15 protein-coding genes and 1 pseudogene are annotated in these 22690 nt (G+C 65.9%); 2 read left to right on the plus strand and 14 right to left on the minus strand.

Translation table 11 applies throughout. The annotated features are described in order from the left end of the window. Positions 1-123 precede the first annotated feature (123 nt). The 11 genes and pseudogenes from trxA to ubiE form a co-directional block, all read right to left on the minus strand. Positions 124-444 (minus strand): thioredoxin, encoded by a 321-nt coding sequence (gene trxA / locus SO140_RS06120; RefSeq protein ID WP_027528295.1) that lies wholly within the window; start codon positions 442-444, stop codon positions 124-126. 64 nt (positions 445-508) lie between these two features. Next, positions 509-4018, minus strand: a complete 3510-nt coding sequence (gene addA / locus SO140_RS06125) for a double-strand break repair helicase AddA (protein WP_474802519.1) — start codon at positions 4016-4018, stop codon at positions 509-511. Continuing rightward, positions 4012-7158: a double-strand break repair protein AddB gene (gene addB, locus SO140_RS06130; protein WP_449381531.1), complete on the minus strand. Its 3147-nt coding sequence runs from the start codon at positions 7156-7158 to the stop codon at positions 4012-4014. Before addB ends, addA begins: the two co-directional genes overlap by 7 nt. A 167-nt stretch (positions 7159-7325) precedes the next feature. Continuing rightward, positions 7326-8048 (minus strand): nucleotidyltransferase family protein, encoded by a 723-nt coding sequence (locus tag SO140_RS06135; RefSeq protein ID WP_449381532.1) that lies wholly within the window; start codon positions 8046-8048, stop codon positions 7326-7328. Positions 8049-8161: 113 nt separating this feature from the next. Further along, positions 8162-8479 (minus strand): PilZ domain-containing protein, encoded by a 318-nt coding sequence (locus SO140_RS06140; protein ID WP_449381533.1) that lies wholly within the window; start codon positions 8477-8479, stop codon positions 8162-8164. Positions 8480-8556: 77 nt separating this feature from the next. After that, positions 8557-9950, minus strand: a pseudogene (gene tsaE, locus SO140_RS06145) (tRNA (adenosine(37)-N6)-threonylcarbamoyltransferase complex ATPase subunit type 1 TsaE). Beyond that, complete coding sequence (locus tag SO140_RS06150; protein WP_449381535.1) at positions 9947-12451, minus strand: PAS domain-containing sensor histidine kinase; 2505 nt, start codon at positions 12449-12451, stop codon at positions 9947-9949. Before SO140_RS06150 ends, tsaE begins: the two are co-directional and overlap by 4 nt. Positions 12452-12821: 370 nt before the next feature. After that, a complete protein-coding gene (dut, locus tag SO140_RS06155; RefSeq protein ID WP_449381536.1) occupies positions 12822-13280 on the minus strand; it encodes a dUTP diphosphatase in 459 nt (152 codons plus the stop codon). Next, on the minus strand, positions 13277-14731 hold the full coding sequence (coaBC, locus tag SO140_RS06160; RefSeq protein ID WP_449381537.1) for a bifunctional phosphopantothenoylcysteine decarboxylase/phosphopantothenate--cysteine ligase CoaBC: 1455 nt from the start codon (positions 14729-14731) through the stop codon (positions 13277-13279). Before coaBC ends, dut begins: the two co-directional genes overlap by 4 nt. A 56-nt stretch (positions 14732-14787) precedes the next feature. Further along, the gene (ubiB, locus tag SO140_RS06165) at positions 14788-16362 is read right to left on the minus strand and encodes a 2-polyprenylphenol 6-hydroxylase (protein WP_449381538.1); all 1575 of its coding nucleotides are present in this window, start codon (positions 16360-16362) and stop codon (positions 14788-14790) included. Continuing rightward, the gene (gene ubiE, locus SO140_RS06170) at positions 16359-17120 is read right to left on the minus strand and encodes a bifunctional demethylmenaquinone methyltransferase/2-methoxy-6-polyprenyl-1,4-benzoquinol methylase UbiE (protein ID WP_449381539.1); all 762 of its coding nucleotides are present in this window, start codon (positions 17118-17120) and stop codon (positions 16359-16361) included. The genes ubiB and ubiE overlap by 4 nt, the downstream gene beginning before the upstream one ends. A gap of 81 nt (positions 17121-17201) precedes the next feature. On the opposite strand from ubiE, the gene mutM reads away from it, so the two are divergent. Continuing rightward, positions 17202-18083: a bifunctional DNA-formamidopyrimidine glycosylase/DNA-(apurinic or apyrimidinic site) lyase gene (gene mutM / locus SO140_RS06175; protein ID WP_449381540.1), complete on the plus strand. Its 882-nt coding sequence runs from the start codon at positions 17202-17204 to the stop codon at positions 18081-18083. Between the two features lie 141 nt (positions 18084-18224). On the opposite strand, the gene SO140_RS06180 is transcribed toward mutM, so the two are convergent. After that, a complete protein-coding gene (locus SO140_RS06180) occupies positions 18225-18968 on the minus strand; it encodes a nucleotide-binding protein (RefSeq protein ID WP_449381541.1) in 744 nt (247 codons plus the stop codon). Positions 18969-19351: 383 nt separating this feature from the next. Continuing rightward, positions 19352-20707, minus strand: coding sequence for a serine protease (locus SO140_RS06185; protein ID WP_449381542.1), 1356 nt, complete (start codon positions 20705-20707; stop codon positions 19352-19354). A gap of 90 nt (positions 20708-20797) precedes the next feature. On the opposite strand from SO140_RS06185, the gene SO140_RS06190 reads away from it, so the two are divergent. Beyond that, on the plus strand, positions 20798-21601 hold the full coding sequence (locus SO140_RS06190) for a HesA/MoeB/ThiF family protein (protein WP_449381543.1): 804 nt from the start codon (positions 20798-20800) through the stop codon (positions 21599-21601). A 12-nt stretch (positions 21602-21613) separates the two neighbouring features. Here the strand turns inward: SO140_RS06190 and SO140_RS06195 are convergent, their stop codons facing one another. Continuing rightward, a complete protein-coding gene (locus SO140_RS06195) occupies positions 21614-22618 on the minus strand; it encodes an aldo/keto reductase (RefSeq protein WP_449381544.1) in 1005 nt (334 codons plus the stop codon). Between the last annotated feature and the right edge of the window lie 72 nt (positions 22619-22690).

The following is a 22690-nucleotide window of genomic DNA, read 5'->3' on the forward strand; positions in this document are numbered from 1 at the left end:
TGTGCGCGCGTTTTCCGGGAGGGGCAGGCAAGAGCGGGCCTCGTCAACTCAGGACATGCCTCCCAACGCAAAACGGCCGGCATTTCGCCGGCCGTTGTCGAAAATAATCGTCGCGAAAACGGATCAGACCGCAGCGGTGATCCACTGCTGCAGCTTTGCCTTCGGTGCTGCGCCGACCTGGCGCGAGGCCATCTCGCCGCCCTTGAAGATCATCAGGGTCGGGATCGACATCACGCCGTACTTCGACGCGGTCTTCGGGCTCTCGTCGACGTTGAGCTTGACGATCTTGACCTTGTCGCCCATCGCGCCGGCGATCTCGTCGAGCGCGGGGGCGATCATGCGGCAGGGGCCGCACCATTCGGCCCAGAAATCGACGACCACCGGGCCGTTCGCCTTGAGCACTTCGGCTTCGAAATCGGAATCAGAAACCTTACCAACGGCCATGGGGATACCTCGCACAATGAGAGAAGGGCGCGACGGGAATCGCGCCCGAGATCATGGCGTCAACCTATGAACGGCGCCTTGCCGGGTCAAGGATGCTCACGCCGACATGAAGGGATGCCAGCGCCGCGTCCAGCGCGGGAGCGGAAATCTCCATATATTCAAGGGTCTCGGTCCAGAGCAGGACCGCTCTGACCGGCGTTTGGGGATAAAGGGAGGAGAGCACGGCCCGGTACAGCGCGAGTTGGCGGACATAAGCCGCCGGCGCCTCCGCGGCGCTCTTCGGCGCCACCTGATTGGTCTTGAAATCGACGATCAGGACCTCCCTGGGGGTTACCACCAGCCGGTCGATCTGGCCCGACACCAGCGCTGGCGGCCGGCCGGATCGGTCCAGCCGGCCGACGATGGCGACCTCGGCGCGGCTGCCGGCGGCAAACACGGCGGCAAAACGCGGTGCGGCGATCAAGGCGAGCACCTTGTCGGCCAGCGCCACGCGGTCGGCCTCCGGCCAGTCCGCGGCGTTGCGCGCCATGAAGCCGAGCGCGGCCTCGCGCCGGCGGTCGGTGGCGATGTCGGGCAGGGATTGCAGCAGCCGGTGCACCAGCGTACCGCGCTGCAATGCAAGGGCCCGGGACTGGACCGATTCGCCTGTCCGGACAGCGCGGCCTCCCTCGGCGGCTTGGCCCGAGGGGCGCAGCGGATCGTCATCGAGGATTTCTTTCGGCGCTGGGGTACGCAGCCAGTCCGGCAGCGCGATTGTCTCGTCAACGGAGGTCGCAGGCGTGCCCAGCGGCGCGACGTCCTCCCGACGGGCAAAGCGGGTCACCTTTCCAAGCGGCGTCTCCATCGTCTGCTTCTCAAGGCCGGAACCGGCGAGGCCCTTGTCGACGAGGTCGTACCAGCAGAGCTTGCGCACCGTGTTCATGTTACCGGGCATGCAGCCGCCGACGATCAGCCGGTCGGCCGCGCGCGTCATTGCGACATAGAGCAGGCGGCGATATTCGTCCTCGGTCTCCTCGAGCATCGCCTTGCGCGCGTCGATGACGGGTTTCGGATCGTCCGCCTTCCGCCCGGCCCAGACCACGACCTCACTGCCATTGCCGCGCGGCACATGGATCAGGCGCAGGCGCTGCGTGTCCGCGGGCGAGGACGTGGTGTCGACCATGAACACCACGGAGGCTTCCAGACCCTTGGCGCCGTGCACGGTCATGACGCGGACCTCGTCGCGCGAGATCTCCATGTCGCGCTTCACCTCGGTGTCGGCCGAGCGCAGCCAGGCCATGAAACCTTGCAGCGAGGCCGGCGCCTTGCGCTCGTAGTTGAGCGCGAGCTCCAAGAATTCGTCGAGCGCATCGTTGGCTTCAAAGCCGAGCCGGCGCAGGATGCGCGCGCGGCCTTCGTCGCCGCCAAGCAGCCAGGCATAGAATGCGAACGGCGTCTCATTGCGCGCGTGGACGTCGCAGGCTTCCAGCCGGCGCTGCACGGCTGTGAATTTCTCGCTTGTCCGCGCGTGCTCGGCCAGCGCACGGCGCAGCGATCCCTTACGGTCCCAGGCGAGTGCAAACAGGTCGTCATCGTCGAGGCCGAACAGCGGGCTCTTCAGCGCCACCGCGAGCGCAAGATCATCCTGTGGCAGGAGCAGCGCATCGGCGAGGTTCATCAAATCGATGATCGCGATGTGCTCGGTCAGCTTCAACCGGTCGGCGCCGGCGACGGGGATGCCGGCGTGCTTCAGCGCCTGGATCACCGCGTCGAACGCGTTGCCGCGCCGCCGCACCAGGATCAGCATGTCGCCATAGCGCAGCGGCCGCCGCTCACCTTCGTGACCCGTCAGCGTGCCACTCTCCACCAGACGCTTGATCTCGGCCTGGATGCGGCGGGCGAGCTTCACCTCGGGGCTGGTGACGGAAACGCCGTCGAATGGCGCGCGCCAGCCTTCGATGTCCTGCCTGTCGTCGGCTTCCGCAAGGTCCCAAAGCTCGATCAGGCTCGGGCCGGCATCGCTGAGCGCATTGTGCAGGGGATGGCCGATCTCGATCGCGTGGATGCTCTTGTAGATGTCCGGCTCGCGGAACACGCGGTCGACCGAGTGCAGGATCGTGGCGCCCGAGCGAAATGAATAGGTGAACGCGACGGGATCGAATTTCAGCCCGGCTGCGGTGAATTTGCGGTGCAGCTCGCGCCGGCGCGCGTCGAATTCGTGCGGCGCGGCGCCCTGGAACGAGAAGATCGACTGCTTCTCGTCGCCGACGGCGAAGATGGTCCGGTTGAGGCCCTCACGCGCGCCCTCGCCGGCGGTGAACTCGGAGATGATGTGCGCGACGATGTCCCATTGCCGCGGGCTCGTGTCCTGCGCCTCGTCGATCAGCACATGATCGACGCCGCGGTCGAGCTTGTAGTGCACCCAGCCCGAGCTGATGCGGTTCAGCATCGTCAGCGTCTTGTCGATGAGGTCGTCGTAGTCGAGCAGCCCGCGCTCCTGCTTTTCGCGGCGGTAGTTCGCCGCCGCGGCGGTCGCAATGTGCAGGAGAGCCTCGGTGCGGTCGCGCACGGTGACCGCGCGGCGCTTCTCGATCAATGCGCCGAGGCGCAGCGCCTCGGCCTCGAACAGGCGCGCGACGGAGGGGTTGTGATCGCCGAACTTCCTGGTCAGCACGGCCTTGCGTGGCAGCTTCTCGTCGGTAAGGAAGACGCTGAGATAGGCATCGACCTGCGCGCTGCCGGAAAACACTTTTGCCGCACGCAGCCGCTCTGCCTGGTCGTTATCGGACTTGCTGCCGTCCTCCAGCGCAAAGGCGATGTCGTCCCAGCGCGATCGCGGCAGGAAGGGGCCATCGAGAATTTCAAGCTCGAGGTCTTCCATGCGGTCAGCGGCATCGACGCCCAGCACCGCCGCCATCTCCGCGGCAGCTGCCTCGGCGCTGCCGGCCGCATCGGTCCAGGCCATGAAGTGATCGCGGCTGAGGCAGGCTTCACGCACAACCTCCTTGAACGTGACGTCCGCGGCGTGCGCCATCGCCGTGAGCAAGGCGCGGCCGGTGACGCTATCAGGATCGCGCGCGGCCTCCAGCAGCACCTTCAGATTGGCGCGCTCCATCATGTCGGTCTGGTCGCGCTCGTCGATCACGGCGAAGCGTGCCGGCACGTTGGCCTCGAACGGGAACTGCTGGAGCAGTCGGGTGCACAGCGCGTGGATGGTCTGCACCTTCAAGCCGCCCGGCGTCTCCAGTGCACAGGCGAACAGCTTTCGCGCCTCACGACGCAGCTTTGCGGTGGGATAGGGGATCCCGGCGGCGCGGATCGCATCGTCAAGCGCTGTGTCATCCAGCGTCACCCAATGGCCGAGCGTCGTGAACACGCGCTCGGCCATGTTGGCGGCTGCCGCCTTGGTGAAGGTGATGCAGAGGATCTTTTCCGGAGGCACGCCCGACAGCAACAGGCGGATGACCCGCTGCACCAGCACATGCGTCTTGCCCGAGCCGGCATTGGCCGACACGAAGGCCGATGCGTTCGGGTCGGTGGCGCGCGCCTGCGTCGCGCGCACGGCATCAGGGATGGGGCGCGGCGCCTTCACCATTCCTCGATCCCTAAGCCGCCGGCGGCGGACCATTCCTTGATACGTGCGAGATCGTCATAGCTGCCGTAGCGGTTGGTCCACATCGGCAGGTTCAACGAGGTGTAGGCCTGGTTCTCGTCCTCGAAGGCGCGGATCAGCGCTTCCAGCTTGTTTCGCGCTTCCGTGGCTGCGGTGTCCGGCGGCTGCGGTGTGTCACTCGGCTTGATCTTGAGCTCCAGGATGCGCTCCTCGCCCGGCGGATTGTTGCCGCTCAGCCGAACGTAAACGAGCTGGCTGACGGATGAGCCGGCGTCGATGTCGGGAAAACCGCCCTCGCGCAGGATCGCCGCTTCCAGCGTGAGCTGCGGCGACAATCCCATGCGCACCTGCTTGCCGGTCGGCGGCTGGCCGGTCTTGTAGTCGAGGATCGCGTAACCGCCGCCCTGGCGCTGCTCGATGCGATCGGCGCGCGCGGAGAGATAAAACGTGCGCTCATTGTCGAGCGGGATTGATATCTCGCCGCGGGTCTCGGCGGCGATCGCCTCGATCGCGTCGCGCCGCGCCTGCTCCCATTCGCCAAACCAGCGTGCGATACGCTGGAAACGCGGCCACCACAACGCCCGCGCTTCCGGGCGCTCCATCAGCGGCGCAAAATGCTTTTCGCCGATCGCACGCAGGACACGCACCGGATCCTGCGGCAAGCGGGCGGCATAGACTTCCGTGAACTCGCCCAGGGCATCGTGGATGGCAGAGCCGCGGTCGGCAGCGGAGAGCGGCATGTCGACGGGATCGAGCGCGTCGAGCCGCAAAATGTATTTTGCGTAGATCGTGTAGGGATCGCGCAGCCAATCCTCGATCGCGGTGACCGACAGCTTCAGCGGCCGCGTTGCGCGCGGCGGCCGCGGCTCGGGCTGCTTGATCGGCTTGACCTCGTCGGGCTGATCCAGCGCGCTCGCGAACAGGACATATTTTTCACCTGCGCGTTTTGCCGCCTTCCAATGCTCGTCGCCCGCGACCGCTTCCAGCCGGTGCAGGAAGCGCGAGGCCACCGCCGGCGCGCCGCCGGCCTTGGCGGAATGGGTCAGGATCACCTCGTCGGCGCCGAGCAGCTGCGCGAAGTCATGCGCGGAGAGGCCGATGCGGCGCTCCGGCAGATCGAGACCGAGCTCGTGCCGCATCGGGCGGCTGAGCCAGGGATCGATGCGCGGCGAGGGTGGCCACACGCCTTCGATAAGCCCGCCGACGATGATGCGGTCGGCCTGCATCAGGCGCGATTCCAGAGGACCATAGATCTGGAGCCGCGCGCCGGGCTTGTCCGGCCGCCGCACCGCGCGGTCGCCGAACGCGGTCTGGAACACGTCGGCATAGTCTGGCAGCGGAACCACCAGCCCGCTCGTCGTGCCGCCGCGCAGGAGATCGTCGAAGGCGGCGGCGAGCGCCAACCCTTCGCGATCCTCGAACGCAAGCGCGATGCCCTGCTCGTCGCGCGACAGCGCGATCAGGATCTCGCGATGGCGATGCGCGAGCTCGGCGAAATCGTGAGGTTTTGACGATGCCAGACTCTCGATCGGCGCCAGCGCCGCCTGCAACGCCGCGATCAGTGCCTGGATACGATCGAGGTTTTCGGCCTTCAGCCGTGCGCGGGGCTCATTTCGATGCAGAGCGGAGACCTCGCTCCGCCAGAGTTTTCCAAGCTCATCGCGGAAGCGGGTGAACTCGCGCGAGAGCCCCGCCGTGCCGGGCGGCGGGCGGGTGCCGCGCAACACCGCGAGCTCCAAGCCCTCGATTGCGGCCGTCCACGCACCGGGCACCGCGCCGAGCCGGCACAGCGGATGCTTCAGCAGCGCAAGCAAGGTCGGCGGCTCCAGGCCCTTGGTCGCAACTTCCGCCGCAAGGCGCGCAAACGTGCCGGCGGAGGTTTCCATCAGCACGTCGCCGCCGGAATCGTCGAAGGCGAGATCCCAGCGCGCGAGCGCCGCCATCACCCGCCGCGCGAGCGCGCGATCCGGTGTCACCAGCGCGGCGGATTTGTCGAGATGCCGCGCCTCGCGCATCGCAATCGCAATCGCGAGCGCTTCCATCTCGGGATTGGGCGCCTCGACGACGGCGAGCCCTTTCATGCCGGCGGCGATCTTGCCGGCGACATCGCGCTGCTTCAGCCGGTCGTGCCACCTCTCGGTCGCGCTTGACGGCCGCATCACTTCGGAAGCGAGGAGATCGCGTCCGCCTTCCGCCGGCGGTTGGAGGATATCGACGTCGCTGCGCTTGATGCCGAAGCGCTGCAGCAGCGCGTGCATGGCATATTGCGGATGATTGGAGGCGGGATGTTCCGCGAACTGGCCCAGCGCATCGCGCACGCCGCCGATGGTTCTCCAGGCGTCCTCGTCGAGATCGGTGTCGAGTCCCGGCAGCACCACTGCGCCATGCGGGAGCGAAGCAACCGCGTGCAGGAATTTGGCGGTGGCCGGCATCGAACCGGTCGAGCCCGCTGCGATCACGGGTCCTGTGCGATGCGCGGTCAGCCGCTTTGCCTCTGCGGCGATCAGTTGATCGCGCCGCGCCGCGGGTTCGATCCGGTTGATCTCGGCGAGATGGCTCGGCCAGGCCTCGCGCGCGATGCGCAGGAACTGAAGCGAATGTTGCCAGTATTGATCGAGCTGGTCGGGAATGAGTCCGTCGAGCGCGCTCCAGTCGACGCCGCGCGTCACCATGTCGTCGATGAGGCGCGCAAGATCCGAGGCGAGCGCCAGCGTCGAGGCGGGGCCGCCGACCACCAGCGGCGCCAACACCTCGCCTTTGGCCCAGGCCGCCACCAGCCGGGCCAGCGTCAGCCTGCGTTCGAGCTCGCCAAGGCGCGGCGGAATGTCGAGCGGTGTTGTGCCGGAAAACTGCTCGGCCTCGTCGGCAAAAGCGAGTTCGTCCTCGTCGATATCGCCGAGGGCGACGATGCGCGGCAACACCACCGCGTCCGCCTTCATTTCCTCCAGGAAGATCTCGCGCACAACGCGCATCGCGCGCCGCGTCGGCAGATAGAGCGTGGCGTCCGCCAGCCGCGCCGGTTCGCTGCGCGCCTCAAAGCCATCGACCAGCCGGCCGTCGAGCAGCGCGGCGACGACCGTACGCAGGAAGGGAACCGAAACTGGAACGGTGAAGACGCGCATGAGCTGCCTGATTCGCCGACGCAGGATGCATCATGGTCCGCTGTTAGCAGCACTTGGTAGGGTGGGCAAAGGCGCGCTTGCGCCGTGCCCACCACTTCCGAGTCCGATCGTTTGATGGAAGAGGTGGGCACGCTGCGCTTTGCCTCCTACGAAGTCGACCGTGGGCCTTAAGCCACGCTCTCCAGAAACGCCTCTTCGGCGGCGTGCACGGCATCGGGGGTGCCGACGTGCATCCACAGGCCGTCGAGGCGGAGGCCGAACAGCCGCTCCTGCTCGCCGGCGCGATCGAACATTTTCGTCAGCGAGAACCCGCCCTTGGGTGCGCCGGCGAAGATCGTCGGCGAGATGATGGCCGCACCCGCATAGACGAACGGCACCACCTGGTTCTCGCGGCGGGCCCGCAAGGTACCGTCCGGCAGCATCGAGTAGTCGCCGCGGCCGCTATAGCCGATGCTGCTCGCGGTCGGCGCCATCAACAACAGGATGTCCATCCGCGCCGGGTCGAAATTCTCCGCAAGCCGCTCCAGGTTGGAGCGCACGCCGTCGATCCAGAGCGTGTCGGAGTTGACGTGGAAGAAGGGGGCATCGCCCAGCAGCGGCAGCGCCTTGACCACGCCGCCGCCGGTGCCGAGCACCTGGTCGCGCTCGTCCGAGATGATCACGCGCGGCTGCTTGCGGCCGGCGACGTGGTCGATGATCTGGTCCGGCAAATAGTGCACGTTGACCACGGCTTCGTCGACGCCGGCCTGGCCGAGCTTGTCGAGCACGTGGTCGAGCAGCGGCTGGCCTGCGACGCTCACCAGCGGTTTCGGCATCTTCTCCGTCAGGGGGCGCATGCGCAGGCCGAGGCCGGCTGCGAGCACCATGGCTTTGGTCGGTTTGACGGGCATGCCTGACTTTCTCGAAAACCTCAATTTCGCGGCCCCAGCAATCCTAGCACGCGGATCAGCCGGCCAAACCGCCATAATCACCTGGGATGACGTTTGTACGACGGGTGTTGCAATCAAGCTCCCGCGGATGTGGACCGCGCCTTTTTCCTCTTGTCGCCCTGCTTGAGGAAGTTGACGCCGATCTGGTCGCCATTGACCCAGGCAAGCTCGCAGCGCCGGTAGGCCAATCCGGTCGACGACGACAGTAGAAAAAATTCCTTGAGGTGCAGGCCCTCGACCGAGCCCTCGATGGTGAGCTTGGCGCCGGTCTCGGAGACGTCTTCCATGGTGCAGTCGCGCCGCCAGGTTCCGTCGATCCCCATCATATGGGCAGGTATCCCGCGCTCGAAGACGACGCGGTCGCCTTTGCGTCGTTCGGTGCTCGCTGCCATGCGTCCTCGCTTCCGACCTGTGTCTTTGCGGCCTCCAGCAGGCGAGATTACGGCTGCGATGGCTAACACCCGGTAAATCAGCCTCTCGGCGGCGGAACGTTGGCAACGTACCAGTCGCGCAGATGGGCCAGTGAGGGATGGGCCAGCGAGCGCTGAAGATAGGTCCAGATCCGCGGCTGATGGCGCAGATAATGCGGCTTGCCGTCGCGGCGGTTGAGGCGCGCGAAGGTGCCGAGCAGGCGCGTATTCCGCTGCGCCGACATGATGGCGTAGAGCTCGGCAAAGCCCGCCGGATCGAAGCCGGCATCGCCAGCGCGGCGCGCCTTGATGTAGCGCGACAGCAGCGTCAGCTCGAGACTCTCGGGCACGTCGATGCGGGCGTCCTGGAGCAGCGACACGACGTCGTAGGATCGCGGCCCGAGGACGGTGTCCTGGAAGTCGATCACGCCGAGACGCGCGATGCCCGTGCGGTCCGCAAGCCAGATCAGGTTGGGCGAATGATAGTCGCGCAGCACCCAGGTCCTCGGCGCCGCCAATGGCTTTGCGAGCAGCTCGCGCCACATCGCGAAGAATTCCGCGCGTCTCTCCTCGGTCAGCGGGGCATCGCGATCGGGGAGGTACCATTCCGGCATCAGTCCGATCTCGATCAGGAGTGCCTCTGTGTCGAAGACGGGAATGGCGTAGTCGCCGTGACCGGACAGCGGCAATATCTCCGGCAGCGCCCTGCCGTGCAGTGCTGCCAGTGCGTCGGCCGCGACCTCGTAGCGTTCGGCAATGGGGCGCGGCGGGTCGCCTTCGATCACGCCCTCGCTGCCAAAGTCCTCCGTGATCAGGAAGCCATTGTCGAGATCGGAATGGTGGATGAAAGGCGCGGAGATGCCCTGCGCGCGCAAGCCTTCGTCGATCGCGACGAAGGGTTTTACGTTCTCGGCGAGATGCACCGCGGCGCTGTAGGATTTTCCGCTGTAGATCGCGGCGCCGTCGGGGCGCTGCGGAAAGTTCATCAGGATGACGATGCCGTCGTCGCGGAGCAACCGCGCATAGGAGCGGGTCGAGGCATCGCCATTCATGCGCCGCCGCGTCGACTCCATGAAGCCGGACCTGTCGAGGAATTCACGCAGCGCCTTCAGCCTGTCTCTTATACACATCGCGTGGCTTCGGGCAGCGGCGACAGGCCGATCTCCTCGAGCTCGCCTTCGTCCTCGACGCGATAGAGATCGGCATGCAGCACCGGATAAGGCGGCAGCTCATAACCCTGCACCAGCGTGAAGGTCGGGCTCGGCACCTCCAACATCGTGTCGTCGGCGAGATAGCGGATCATGGCCCGCGCGGCCGCGGTCTTGCCGGCGCCGAGATCACCAGAGAGTGTGATGACGTCGCCGGATCCGACCAGCAGCGCGAGATCGGCCATGAGCTGCGCAGTCGCCGTCTCGTTGAAAAGCGCGACGGAGAATGTCGTTGATGCGGTCATTCGGCGGCGTCGCGATGCGCCGCCTGGTCGGTCGGGAAGTCGCAGGTCACGGTCGTGCCCCTGCCGACGATCGAATCCACCCGCACCTTGCCGCCATGCAGCTCGACGAAGGAGCGCACCAGCGACAGGCCGAGACCGGCGCCGCGATGGCGCGAGCCTTGCGAGCGGCTTTCGAACCAGTTGAACACCTTGTCCTTCATGTCGGCAGGTATTCCAGGCCCGGAATCTGTCACGGTGAAGACCACGCTGCGCTCGGTGCGGCGCGCACTGATGCCGACGATCGAATCCTGCGACGAGAAGCCGACCGCGTTGGCGAGCAGGTTATAGAGTACCTGCACTACGCGCTTCTCGTCGCCGACGAAGCTGCCGACGTTGGGCGCGATCTCGACCTTGAGGCGGATGCGGTCCGTGGCGAGCCGGTCCTGGATACCTTCGGCGGCAAGCTCGATCGCCTTGGAGACGTCGACCGGGCCGAGCTCGAGTTTCATCGCGCCAGCGTCGATGGTCGCAAGATCGAGGATGTTGTTGGTCAGCGCCAGCAGCGCGTTGGTCGATTTGGTGACGTAGTCGAGATATTCGGCCTGCTTCGGCGTCAGCGGACCGGTCGAGGGATCGCTGAGGAAGTGCGCAAAGCCGATGATGGTGGTGAGCGGGGCGCGCAGCTCGTAGGAGACGTGGTGGACGAAATCCACCTTCATCTGATCGGCGGCTTCCAGCGCCTCGTTACGCTCGCGCAGCGCACGCTCGACGTTCTCCGTGTCGGTGATGTCCTGGAAGGTCAGCATGGTGGCGCCGTCGGGCAGCGGCCGGATCATGCCGTTCACGACGCTGCCGTCCTTGCGCTCCAGCTTCAGCGGCACATCGGCGCGATTCTCAATCGAGGTGATGGCCTCGCGGATCTGTCGCCAGACGTTCGCTTCGTCGAACAGCGGCTGGCACCAGCCCTCAACGGTCTGGATATGCGGCTGCTCGCGCAACGCCTCGTTCGACAGCTTCCACATCCGCGCGAAGGCCGGATTCGACAACTGGACCTTGCCATTGCTGCCGAACACCGCGACGCCTTCGGCGAGACTGTCCAGCGTCTCGCGCTGCACGCGGATTAGGCCGTCGAAGCGGCGCGCAAGATCAAGACTCTCGGTGACGTCGTCGAACAGGTAGGTGACGCCGCCTTCGGGGCTGGGCGTGGTGACCACCGAGAGCGCGCGACCGTCGGGTAGGAACCAGGTGTCATGGGCGGTCTCGACCGCGCGATAGGCCTCGTGCAGCTTGGCCTTCCAGGCGCGGAAGTCCGGCTGTTCCGGCAGTTTTCGCGCGGCGCGGAGCTGGTCCAGCACGCTGGAATCATCGGGATTGGCATCGAGGAAGGTGCGGTCGAGATCCCAGAGCCGGCGATAGGAGTCGTTGTAGAAGGCAAGTCGCCGCTGTCCGTCGAACACGGCAACGCCAGAGGAGAGCTGATCGAGGGTACGGCGATGCGCCTCCGCCATCCGTACCAGCGCCGAGCTCAGCGCATCCGCTTCGCTGGCGTCGATCGCGACGCCGACGCTGCCATCGCCGACATTGACGGCACGCACGTCATAGATGCGGCGCTCGCCGCCGATCACGATTGGCAGGCGAGAGGTGAAGTTGGTGGCGTCCTTCAGCCCGCGCTCCATGTCGGCGCGGTCGGCGCTGTCCAAAAGCTCGAGCTTGCGCTCTTGGGCGTCGGTGACGCTCAAAGCTTCGGTTGCCCGCACATAGGCCGGGTTGGCGTAGGCGAGCGCGCCGTTCGCGCTCTTGGCCCAGATCGGCCAGGGGCTAGACGCGGCAAAGCCGCGCAGCATCTCGGTCTCGTCGAGCAGCGCCTTGTGGCGCAGATTGGTTTCGGCGAGCTCGCGCCGTAGCCCCGAGAGTTCGCGAATCCTGACGATGGCCTGACCGCCGATGGCGCGGCCGATGGCTTCGAGGGTGCGGCCGCTCGCTGTGGTCAGGTTGAGCTGGAACCCGTCGCCATGCTCGCGCAGCGCATCGACGGCATGATCCATCTGGAGCGCCGGCTCCGGCGGCAGCCAGGTTCCAAACGCCAGCACGCGCTGCGGCGAGGAATCGCGGGGCAGCACCATGGAGATGTCGCCTGAGATCTGGGCGCGATTATCGCCTGCGGGCCAGGAGATGAGGATCTGCGGCTCGGCGAACAGCAGCGCGCCGAAGCGGTCGGCCTGCAGTTGCAGTTCCCCGATCCGGGTCTGCAACCGCTCCTCGTTCTTCGCCGTGCGGACGCGGATTCGCATCAACAGGATCGCGGCGACCACCGAGAAGCCCAGCAAAGCGAGCGCGGTCGCCAGCACCGCGATCTCCTGCCGGTTGAAGTCCAGCAATGTGGAAAGTGTGTCGATGAGCTCGGCGGCATTCGCCGGCGCAGCCGGAAGCAACGCCGCGAGAGCGCCGCCGATCAGGCCGTTGCGCGCCAATGACGTGCACGATAGCAGCGTCCGACGCATCGACACGATCACGCCTGACATAATTGCCCCAAGACCGCACGAATTTACGCTCGGCGATCTCCCCCGCCGCGCGCGAATCAAAAGACAATATCCCCTTCGTGACTCGACCGGTAAGAGTCCAGATCGTGAACGCAAAGGTGGCCCCAAAAAAATGCGGGCCAAGCGGTTCCAGGTTCATGTAGCTCTGCGGGTGATTCGGCTGGAGTTGCCGTGCCTTAGTGCGCCGTGTGGATTGCTCGCCACGATGAAGGTGCGCTCCCTCTCCCGCTTGCGGGGGAGGGCTGGGGAGGGGGTGTCTCCGCAACGGGGCGCTCCCGGTGTGGAGAGAGCCCTCACCCGCCACGCTCTGCGAGCGCGTCGACCTCTCCCGCAAGCGGGAGAGGTGAAGAAACTAGCGTCCGGTCGAGCCGAAGCCGCCGGCGCCGCGATCCGTCGCCGACAGCGTGGCGACGGGAACCAGGGCGGCCTGAACCACCGGCGCGATCACCATCTGCGCGATGCGCTCGCCGCGCTTGACCACGAACGGCGTATCGCCGTGATTGATCAGGATCACCTTGATCTCGCCGCGATAGTCCGCATCGATCGTTCCGGGCGAGTTCAGCACGGTGACACCGTGCTTGGCGGCGAGACCCGAACGTGGCCGCACCTGCGCCTCGTACCCGGCCGGCAATGCGATCGCGAGCCCCGTCGGTACCAGCGCATGCTTGCCGCAGGCGAGCGTCAGAGGTTCGCTCTCGAGAACGGCGGCCATCAGGTCGAGACCGGCGGCCTCGGCCGTCTGGTAGGCCGGCAGCGGCAGGCCTTCGGCATGACCCAGGCGTTGCAGTTCGACGGTGACCTTCGTGCTCAAGATGCGGGCTCCAGGAATTTGTCGGCCACGCTTTTCACGACATGCGCGATCAGCTCGGTGGCGACCTGTTCCTTGGTCATCACCGGCCAGGAATCAACTGCAATCTCGCCGTCCTCCCCACCGCTTTTGCGGCTGAGCAGGTGCACGGTGTTGCGGTCGCCGCCCATCACGCCGGTTGCTGGCGAGACGTCGTTGGCGACGATCCAGTCGCAGCCCTTGCGCGCGAGCTTGGCCTTGGCGTTGTCGATGAGGTGCTCGGTCTCGGCGGCAAAGCCGATCACCAGCGGCGGGCGCCTGTCCGTCAGCTTCGAGATCGTGGCGAGGATGTCGGGATTTTCGACGAGCTGCAGCGGCGGCATGCCGGCCGACGTCTTCTTCAGCTTCTGCTCGCCCTCATTGGCGACGCGCCAGTCGGCAACCGCGGCGGCGAAGATGGCGATGTCGACCGGAAGTGAGGCCTGCACATGCTCCAGCATCTGTCGGGCTGATTCGACGTGCTTGACCGTGACGCCATCGGGATCGTCGAGGTCGACCGGGCCGCTCACCAAAATGACCTCGGCGCCTGCGGCCTGCGCAGCGGCGGCAATGGCAAAGCCCTGCTTGCCGGAGGAACGGTTCGCGATATAGCGCACCGGATCGATCGGCTCATGCGTCGGGCCTGCAGTGATCAGCACGCGCCTGCCCGCGAGTGGCCGCGGCACCGGCGGCCGCAGCAGGCGCTCGGCGGCCGCAGCGATCTCGACGGCCTCCGACATCCGGCCGACGCCGGCCTCGCCTGCTTCGGCCATCTCGCCGGCATTGGGGCCGATCATCACCACGCCGTCGCGCTGGAGCAAGCCTACGTTGCGGCGTGTCGCGGCGTTATTCCACATCAGCGGATTCATCGCCGGCGCCAGCAGGATTTTTCGGTTGGTGGCGAGCAGGATGGCGCTGGCAAGATCGTCGGCATGGCCGCATGCCATCTTGGCCATCAGGTCGGCGGTCGCCGGCGCCACCACGATCAGGTCGCAGTCGCGCGCGAGGCGAATGTGGCCGGCGTCGAACTCGCTCTGGGGGTCGAACAGGTCGGTATAGACGCGCTCATGGGACAGCGCGCTTGCCGCCAGCGGCGTGACGAATTGCTGCGCGGCCTTGGTTAGCACGCAGCGGACCTCGACGCGCCGCTCCTTGAGCCGACGGATCAGGTCGAGCGACTTGTAGGCTGCGATCCCGCCGCCGATGATCAGGGTGACGCTGGCCTCGGGCAGGGCGCCGGCGCGCGGTGATGTGGAGGCGGGGAAGGCTGCCACGGGCGGCACCGCGAATGGTGTCAGCGGCTCCTCGCGGCCCTCGATCAGCTCCCGCAGGATGACCCGGACCTCTTCTTCGACCGACCTATGGTTCTTGGCCGAGCGCAGGCGCAAGTAGGTTTTGATGCCTTCGTCGAGCTTGCGGATGGTCAGGCTGGCCATGGGGCGGACCTCCGATGATGTGATAGCGATGCTATCACATCATGAATGCATTGCAATCAATGTCCGCGGATGGCGAGCAGGATTCCGACCAGGGCAAGGGCAATGACCCAAAGGCCAACTGTCTGCCACCGGGCTTTGCGCCCCTCCGCTCGGGCCATTTCCTCGATCGTGTCCGACGACAGCATGTGGCCTTCGCGGGTCATGGTTTCCAACTGCTCAAGCACTGTCACGGCGCGGCTGGCGATTGCTGGCAGTCCCGCCAGCACCCGGCCGAGCTCGCCGGCACCGGACATCGCGCCCTGGATGCGACCGACCGGGCCGAGATTGTGCGCGATCCACTCGCGCACCACGGGGTCGGCGGTCTTCCAGATGTCGAGCTTGGGATCGAAGCCGCGCGCGACGCCCTCGACCACCACCATGGTCTTCTGGAGCAGGATCAGCTCGGGTCTGGTCTGCATGTCGAACAGGCCGGTGACCTCGAGCAGCAGCGTGAGCAGTCGCGCCATCGAGATCTCCTCGGCGGTGCGATTGTGAATCGGCTCGCCGATGGCGCGGATTGCCTGTGCAAAGTTCTCGACCGAATGGTGCGAGGGCACATAGCCCGCCTCGAAATGTACCTCCGCGACGCGGCGATAGTCGCGGGTGATGAAGCCGAGCAGGATTTCGGCGAGGAAGCGCCGCTCCTTCAGGCCGAGCCGGCCCATGATGCCGAAATCGACCGCGACGAGATGCCCGGCATCGTCCAGGAACATGTTTCCCGGATGCATGTCGGCGTGGAAGAAGCCGTCGCGCAGCGCGTGGCGCAGAAAGCTCTGGATGATCTTTCGGCCGAGGTCGGGCAGGTCGACATTGGCTTCCTTCAGGCGCGCGTGGTCATTCAGCGCGATGCCGTCGATCCACTCCATTGTCAGCACGTTGTGCGTGGTGCGATCCCAATCGACCGTGGGCACGCGGAAATCCGGATCGTCCTGCGTGTTCTCCGCCATCTCCGACAGCGCCGCTGCTTCCAGCCGCAGGTCCATCTCCATCGCGACAGAGCGCGACATGGTGTTGATGACCTCGACGAGGCGCAGGCGGCGCGCTTCGGCCGAATAGGTCTCGGCCTTGTGCGCGACGAAGAAGAAATCGGAGAGGTCGCGCCGGAAGCGCGCGGCGACGTTGGGTCGCAGCACCTTGATCGCGACCGCCTTGCGCACGCCGTTGCGCATCACTTCGCCGCGATGCACCTGCGCGATCGAGGCCGCGGCAACGGGCGGGCCAAAGCTCGCGAACGCCTCCGTCAGAGGACGCTCCAGCGATGTCGCGATTTGGGTTTCCGCTTCGGCCTGCGAAAACGGCGGCAGGCGATCCTGGAGGCTTTCGAGGTCGCGCGCCATGACGACGCCGACGACGTCCGGGCGTGTTGCCAGGAACTGGCCGAGCTTGAGATAGGCCGGGCCCATCCGGGTCAGCGCGCGCGACAGTCGCGGTCCGTGCTTTGGGCCGCGCCGTTCGACGAGGCGGGCAAGCTTCAGGGCGAGTTGTCCGGGCGGCGGCACCAGGCTCGGATCGACGGCGCCGAACACGCCCTCGCGCGCGAACACGATCGCGGCGCGGGCAAGACGCGCAATGTGGGTAATGGCAGAGATCACAAACGCCAGCCTGAATGCAATGCGACGATGCCGCCGGACAGGGTCTGCCAGCTCACGCGGGAGAAGCCGGCCGCGCGGAGCATGTCGGCGAAGGCGTTCGGCTTGGGGAATTTGCGGATGGATTCGACGAGATACTGATACGATTCGGCATCGCCCGTGACCATGCGGCCGAGCGGCGGAATCACCTTGAACGAGAACAGGTCATAGAGACGATCGAGCCCGGGCATCTCGACCGTGGAGAACTCCAGGCACAGGAAGCGGCTGCCCGGCTTCAGCACCCGATAGGCCTCGCCGAGTGCGAGATCGATCCGCGGCACGTTGCGGATTCCGAAAGCGATCGTATATGCGTCGAAGCTGCGATCGGCAAAGGCGAGTGCTTCGGCATTGCCCTCGACGAAGTCGACCTGGGAGGCAAGATGCCGCTTCTCGGCACGCTCGCGTCCCACGGCCAGCATGTTGGCGTTGATGTCGCAGACCGTGGCATGAAAGCCGGGGCCCGCGGCCTTGGCGGCGCGGAACGAGATATCGCCGGTGCCGCCGGCGACGTCGAGCAGCGCGAAAGGCCGCTCGCCCTTGGGCGGATCGAGCGCATTGATCATGATGTCCTTCCAGACCCGGTGCAGGCCACCGGACATCAGGTCGTTCATCAGGTCATAGCGCGAGGCAACACTGTGAAACACATCGTTCACCAGCGTCTGCTTGTCGCTCAGGGGGACGTCCCTGTAGCCAAAATGCGTGGTTTCGCCCGGCCGATCCATTACTCTACTCCACGAGGCGGACCATAGCGCGGCCGCCGCAATGGCGCTATCACACCGCCTTCATAAGGTGAATGCCTGACCATGCCTGAATTGCCCGAAGTCGAGACCGTCCGCCGCGGCCTCCAGCCCGTCATGGAAGGTGCAAAAATCGTCAAGGCGGAGGCCCGCAGGGCCGATTTGCGCTTTCCCTTTCAGCCGGATTTCGTGGCGCGGCTGCAGGGGCAGGTGGTCACCGGGCTCGGCCGGCGCGCAAAATATCTCATGGCCGATCTTGCCTCCGGCGACGTGCTGCTGATGCATCTCGGCATGTCCGGCTCGTTCCGTGTGATCAAGCCGGATGATGAAAAATTGCCGGGAGAATTTCACTATCCCAGGGGCAAGGACTCAACGCACGACCACGTGCTGTTTCGCATGTCCTCAGGGGCCGACATCGTGTTCAACGATCCGCGCCGCTTCGGTTACATGAAAGTGATCGCGCGCAACGCGCTCGAGGACGAGCCGCTATTGCGCGGGCTCGGCCCCGAGCCCCTCGGCAACGAATTCGATGCCGCGATGCTGGCTCAGTCCTGCGCCGGCAAGAAGACCAGCCTGAAGGCCGCGCTGCTCGACCAGCGCGTGGTGGCAGGGCTTGGCAACATCTATGTCTGCGAGGCGCTGCATCGCTCGCATCTGTCGCCGCGACGGATCGCCGCCACGCTCGCCACGCGAAAGGAGGAGCCGACCGATCATGCCAGGCGGCTGGTCGGCGCGATCCATGCCGTGCTCAACGATGCGATCAAGGCGGGCGGCTCGAGCTTGCGCGATCATCGCCAGACCTCTGGCGAGCTCGGCTACTTCCAACATTCCTTCAAGGTCTATGATCGCGAAGGAGAGACCTGCAAGACGTCGGGCTGTGGCGGCATCGTGAAGCGCTTCACCCAGAACGGACGATCGACGTTCTGGTGCCCGAAATGTCAGAAGTAGCGGATCAAGCTCGCGGCCGAGAAGCCGTGATGCTTTCAAGAGGCTAAGCGAAGCAATCCGGCCGGGCTGGTGACCGGATTGCTTCGCGGCTTGCGCTCCCTGCTACCGGAGAACAGGGAGCTCGTCTGAGCGATGCCCCGCTCAGGACACCAGCGTCGCGGTCTCGTTCGACGAGAGCTCGGCGGCCGCGTGCACCATCCCGTTCGCGGCCGAGATGACCTGATCGATCAAGAGATTGGTCGTTGTCGCGAGGTCGAGCCGGGTCTCGATCCACTGCCAGAGCCCGCGGATCTCGGTGGCCGACTTGCTGTCGGGGGCGAATTCGCTGACGGCGAGGCCGGCGGCAAGTGAGTCCTGGTGATCGTTGCGCATCACGATCAGCGGGCGTGCGAGCACGTCGGCGAGCTCGAGCGCGGCTTCCTCGCCGAGCGTATTGGCTGCATTGTCGATGCGCTGGCCGCGGATCGGCGTCTGGTTCAGCACGAAGCCGAAGGGCCGTTTCCAGGCGCGGGCGACGCTCAGCGTCGAGGTGGTTGCCTCGATGTCGGCGACCGTCGGCCGGGACGGGATCAGGCACAGATCGGAATGGCGAATCGCGGCGGTGGTCGCGGCGCTGAGGCCGGCTGCGGTGTCGACGATCGCGAGCTGCAGGCCGCTCTTCGCCAGCATCTTCAGGCGCGGCTCGATGTTGGCGGCCTGGTAGATCGGTTCGACCACGGGCTCAACCTCGGTGCGGCGGCGCTGCCAGTTCGACAGCGTGCCCTGCGGGTCGGTCTCGATCAGTCGAACGCTGAATCCTGCCTGCCGGGCGGCCAGCGCGAGGCCGATGGCAAGGGTGCTCTTGCCACTGCCACCCTTTTGGGTGGCCAGTACGATGGTATGCATAGATGATGAATCCTTTGGAGTGCCTGGGTCCTGGGTAACGCCACACGAACGTGCATCTGATGATGCTGAGCTCTTCTCGCTCAGGACGTGCCCGGCCCGATCCAAAGGGGATCGCGGATGTCCGAATCAACGGTACCATGATGGCGGAATCTGGGATTCCGGCGAATCCGTAGCAATACTGAAACTGAACCCGTAGTCGTACGTACCGATTTAAACTGCGCCGATTCCCGTGCTTCGGACGCCGCGCAGCTCGTCAGTGATGCGCTGCTGAGCCGGGGCTCAGAAACTGCGTGCTCGGAATTTGGCTGCGTGGGCCCGGCACTGCGCCGCGGCATTTCGTGCCGCGCCTTGTCCGGGGCAAGAGATGTCCGTCGTCGCCTGACTTACTTCCGCACGCAGATCACGCGCACCACGGCTGCGTTTGCATCCGTCGAGTTGCCATTCGCGGTGACGTCGTTCATCTTCAGGAAAGCGCGTACGGCATCGGCGGACACCATCACGGCCTGCGCGGCAGGCGTCGCGTTGGCGGGGCCGGCGACGACCGCCGATTTCAGCAGCGCGATGCCGGCAAACTTGCCGTCACCATCGATCCCGGCACTGCCGGAAAATCCAACCGCAGGCGCTGGCGAGAGCGCGGCATCGCCGCCGGTGACCGGAGCCAGCGCCGTCTTGAGGCTCGAGACGGCGGCGGCGCCGCCTTGATTCTGCGGATCGGCGATGCCGACGACATCGATAGCCGCCTTGGCGGCGCCGCTCGCCAGATTCAGCGGCTTCAAGCCGCGCGCGCCGTAGATGTGCAGCAGCGCGAGATCGTGCTCCTTGTCTTCCGCGAGCCGATCGGCATTGCCGTAGCCGCCGATGGTGAGCGCAAGGCAGCCGTCGGAGACGAGACGGTCGGTGACGATCGCGCCGTCATCGGTGACGACGATGCCGGTACCATATTCGACGGTTTTCCGCGGTGGTGGCCCTGCCTGCGGGACCGAGGGAAACGCATTGAAGGCGCTCGACATCGCGATCACGACCGGCTCGACGGTGTTTTCCATGGCCTGGTCGTAGAGGATCGTCATGATCCGCACCTCGTCACCCCTGAAGGTGCCGCGTACGTAAAACTTCTTCAGGCCCTGCAACCCCGACAGAACGAAGAAGTCCGGCTTCACCACGGTGTAATCGACCTTGCGCCCCGCGGGCTCCTTCTTCTCGACTTCGGCCAGCTTTGCGGTGGTCGGGTTCGCCTCCTTGCGGCGGCTGAGCAGCACCTGCACCGTGCCGGTCGGCGAGGTCCATTTCGAACCGTTGGCATCGGTCGCCTGCTGCGGCACGAGCTTGCCGGGGATGCCGAGCCGCGCGCCGCTGGTCGGCTCCATCACGATCTTCCAGCCGACGCTCTCCTGCTTCTTGCGCGCCGTCTCGGCGAGCGCCGCCCGCTCCTGCGGGTTCAGCACGCCGGTCGGCTTGCCGCCATTCGCCTTCTGGTATTCCTTGATGGCGCCGACCATGCGCTCGCTGACGTCGCCGGTGATGGCGCCGTTATACTGTCCGACCCAGGCGAGGTCGGATTGCAGCAGAAGGCGCTCCGCCTGCGCCATGGCGTCCGCGGTCTCCGACGGCGTTTGCAATGCGGGGCGGATTGGGACGGTCTGGACCGTCTTCGGCTTGGTGCCGGCAAGCGGCGGCGTCATTTGCGCGTGCGCGGTCGCTGCGGTCACCAACACAAATGTTGCCGCGAGCATCGATCTCATGACAAATCCAACCCGGCCATTGAACGTGGGCTCATTGAAGCACATCTCGTTGGTCGCAAACAATCTCGGGGTGGTTCAGGAGCGAAGAGGGTGCTGAGTCCCGACGAACTCGAACGCTATGCCCGCCATATCGTGCTGCGCGATGTCGGCGGACCGGGGCAGGCCGCCCTGAAGCAGGCTTCTGTGCTGGTGATCGGCGCCGGCGGTCTCGGCGCGCCGGCCCTGATGTATCTTGCCGCCGCCGGGATCGGCACGCTCGGCGTGGTCGATGACGACATCGTCTCGCTCTCCAACCTTCAGCGCCAGGTCATCCATACGACACCCGATATCGGACGGCACAAGGTCGAGAGCGCCGCGGAGCGGATTGCTGCGCTCAATCCGCATGTGCGGTTCGTCGGTCACGCCACCTGGCTCAATGCCGACAACGCGCTCGGCCTGATCGGCGATTACGACCTCGTGCTCGATGGCTCCGACAATTTTTCCACCCGCTATCTGGTTTCCGACGCCTGCTTCTTCGCGAAAAGACCGCTGATCACGGCCGCGCTCGGCACCTTCGACGGTTCGCTGACGACCATCCGCGCGCATGAGAAGAACGAGCAGGGCGAATTCAATCCGACCTATCGCTGCCTGTTCCCGGAGGCGCCGCCGCCCGGCACCGTGCCGGCCTGCTCCGAAGCCGGTGTGATGGGTGCGCTCGCCGGCGTGCTCGGTTCGATGATGGCGCTGGAAGCGATCCGCGAGATCGTCGGCTTTGGCGAGGGCCTGATCGGCCGTCTGCTGATGCTGGATGCGCGCGCGATGCGTTTCGAGACGCTGCGCTACGCGCGCGATCCGGCCAATCCGCTCAACGGCGATGGACCCGTGTTCGACGATCTGAGCATCCACCGCGAGTAGCGGTGGCGCTACTCAGCGCGCGAGCGGCCGCTCGCTGTCCATGTGCACGAGCTGCGATTCAGGATAGCGCTCACCTGCGGCGATGCCTGGCGGGAAGGCCTTTGCCAGCGTCGCGAGATGCTCCGGCGTCAGCTTCACCGTCAGCGCGCCGAGCGCTTCGGTCAGTCGCTCTCGCCGCCTTGCTCCGACCAGCGGCACGATGTCGGCGCCTTGCGCTGCCACCCAGGCGATCGCAACCTGCGCAGGCGTGGCACCGATCTGTTCGGCAACCCCGCGCAACATGTCCACCAGTGCGAGATTGGAGTCGAGATTTTCCGCCTGGAAGCGCGGGCTCATGCGCCGAAAGTCTTTGTCGTTTGCGCGGTCCTTCGACCAATGGCCGCTGATCAGGCCGCGCGACAGCACGCCATAGGCGGTGACGGCAATGCCGAGCTCACGGCACGTCTTCAGGATGTCGCTCTCGATACCACGTGACACCAGCGAATATTCGATCTGGAGGTCGACGATCGGGTGTATAGCGTGCGCGCGGCGGATGGTGTCGGAGCCGACCTCGGACAGGCCGATATGGCGGATCCAGCCGGCCTTGATCATGTCGGCCATCGCGCCAATCGTCTCCTCGATCGGCACGGACGGATCGAGCCGCGCCGGCCGGTAGATGTCGATGTGGTCGACGCGCAGACGCTGGAGCGAATAGGCGACGAAGTTCTTGATCGCCGCGGGCCGGCTGTCATAGCCAAGAAAACCCTTGTTCGGATCGCGCAGCGCACCGAACTTGACGCTGATCTGCAGCCGGTCGCGATTGCGCCCCTGGAGCGCCTCGCCAACGAGCATCTCATTGTGTCCCATGCCGTAGAAGTCGCTGGTGTCGAGCAGTGTGATGCCGGCATCGAGTGCGGCGTGGATCGTGGCGATGCTCTCGCCGCGGTCGGCGGGACCGTAAAAGTCCGACATGCCCATGCAGCCGAGACCGATGGCAGAGACGGTGGGGCCGGTTGAACCGAGTTTGCGCTGTTCCATGATGGCTCTCTCCTCGCGGGTGCCGCGGCCGATTGTGCCGCTTGCGATGCGGCAGATATGCGCCGGTTCGAT

This window comes from Bradyrhizobium sp. UFLA05-108 (genome assembly GCF_059803455.1).

What these genes read in the sequence shown, in the direction of transcription:
- trxA (WP_027528295.1), bottom strand. Translation starts at nt 444, where the DNA reads ATGGCCGTTGGTAAGGTTTCTGATTCCGATTTCGAAGCCGAAGTGCTC.
- ubiE (WP_449381539.1), bottom strand. Translation starts at nt 17,120, where the DNA reads ATGGATCGGCCGGGCGAAACCACGCATTTTGGCTACAGGGACGTCCCC.
- SO140_RS06185 (WP_449381542.1), bottom strand. Translation starts at nt 20,707, where the DNA reads ATGAGATCGATGCTCGCGGCAACATTTGTGTTGGTGACCGCAGCGACC.
- SO140_RS06195 (WP_449381544.1), bottom strand. Translation starts at nt 22,618, where the DNA reads ATGGAACAGCGCAAACTCGGTTCAACCGGCCCCACCGTCTCTGCCATC.
- SO140_RS06180 (WP_449381541.1), bottom strand. Translation starts at nt 18,968, where the DNA reads ATGCATACCATCGTACTGGCCACCCAAAAGGGTGGCAGTGGCAAGAGC.
- SO140_RS06135 (WP_449381532.1), bottom strand. Translation starts at nt 8,048, where the DNA reads ATGCCCGTCAAACCGACCAAAGCCATGGTGCTCGCAGCCGGCCTCGGC.
- coaBC (WP_449381537.1), bottom strand. Translation starts at nt 14,731, where the DNA reads ATGGCCAGCCTGACCATCCGCAAGCTCGACGAAGGCATCAAAACCTAC.
- SO140_RS06150 (WP_449381535.1), bottom strand. Translation starts at nt 12,451, where the DNA reads ATGTCAGGCGTGATCGTGTCGATGCGTCGGACGCTGCTATCGTGCACG.
- addA (WP_474802519.1), bottom strand. Translation starts at nt 4,018, where the DNA reads ATGGTGAAGGCGCCGCGCCCCATCCCTGATGCCGTGCGCGCGACGCAG.
- addB (WP_449381531.1), bottom strand. Translation starts at nt 7,158, where the DNA reads ATGCGCGTCTTCACCGTTCCAGTTTCGGTTCCCTTCCTGCGTACGGTC.
- mutM (WP_449381540.1), top strand. Translation starts at nt 17,202, where the DNA reads ATGCCTGAATTGCCCGAAGTCGAGACCGTCCGCCGCGGCCTCCAGCCC.
- SO140_RS06140 (WP_449381533.1), bottom strand. Translation starts at nt 8,479, where the DNA reads ATGGCAGCGAGCACCGAACGACGCAAAGGCGACCGCGTCGTCTTCGAG.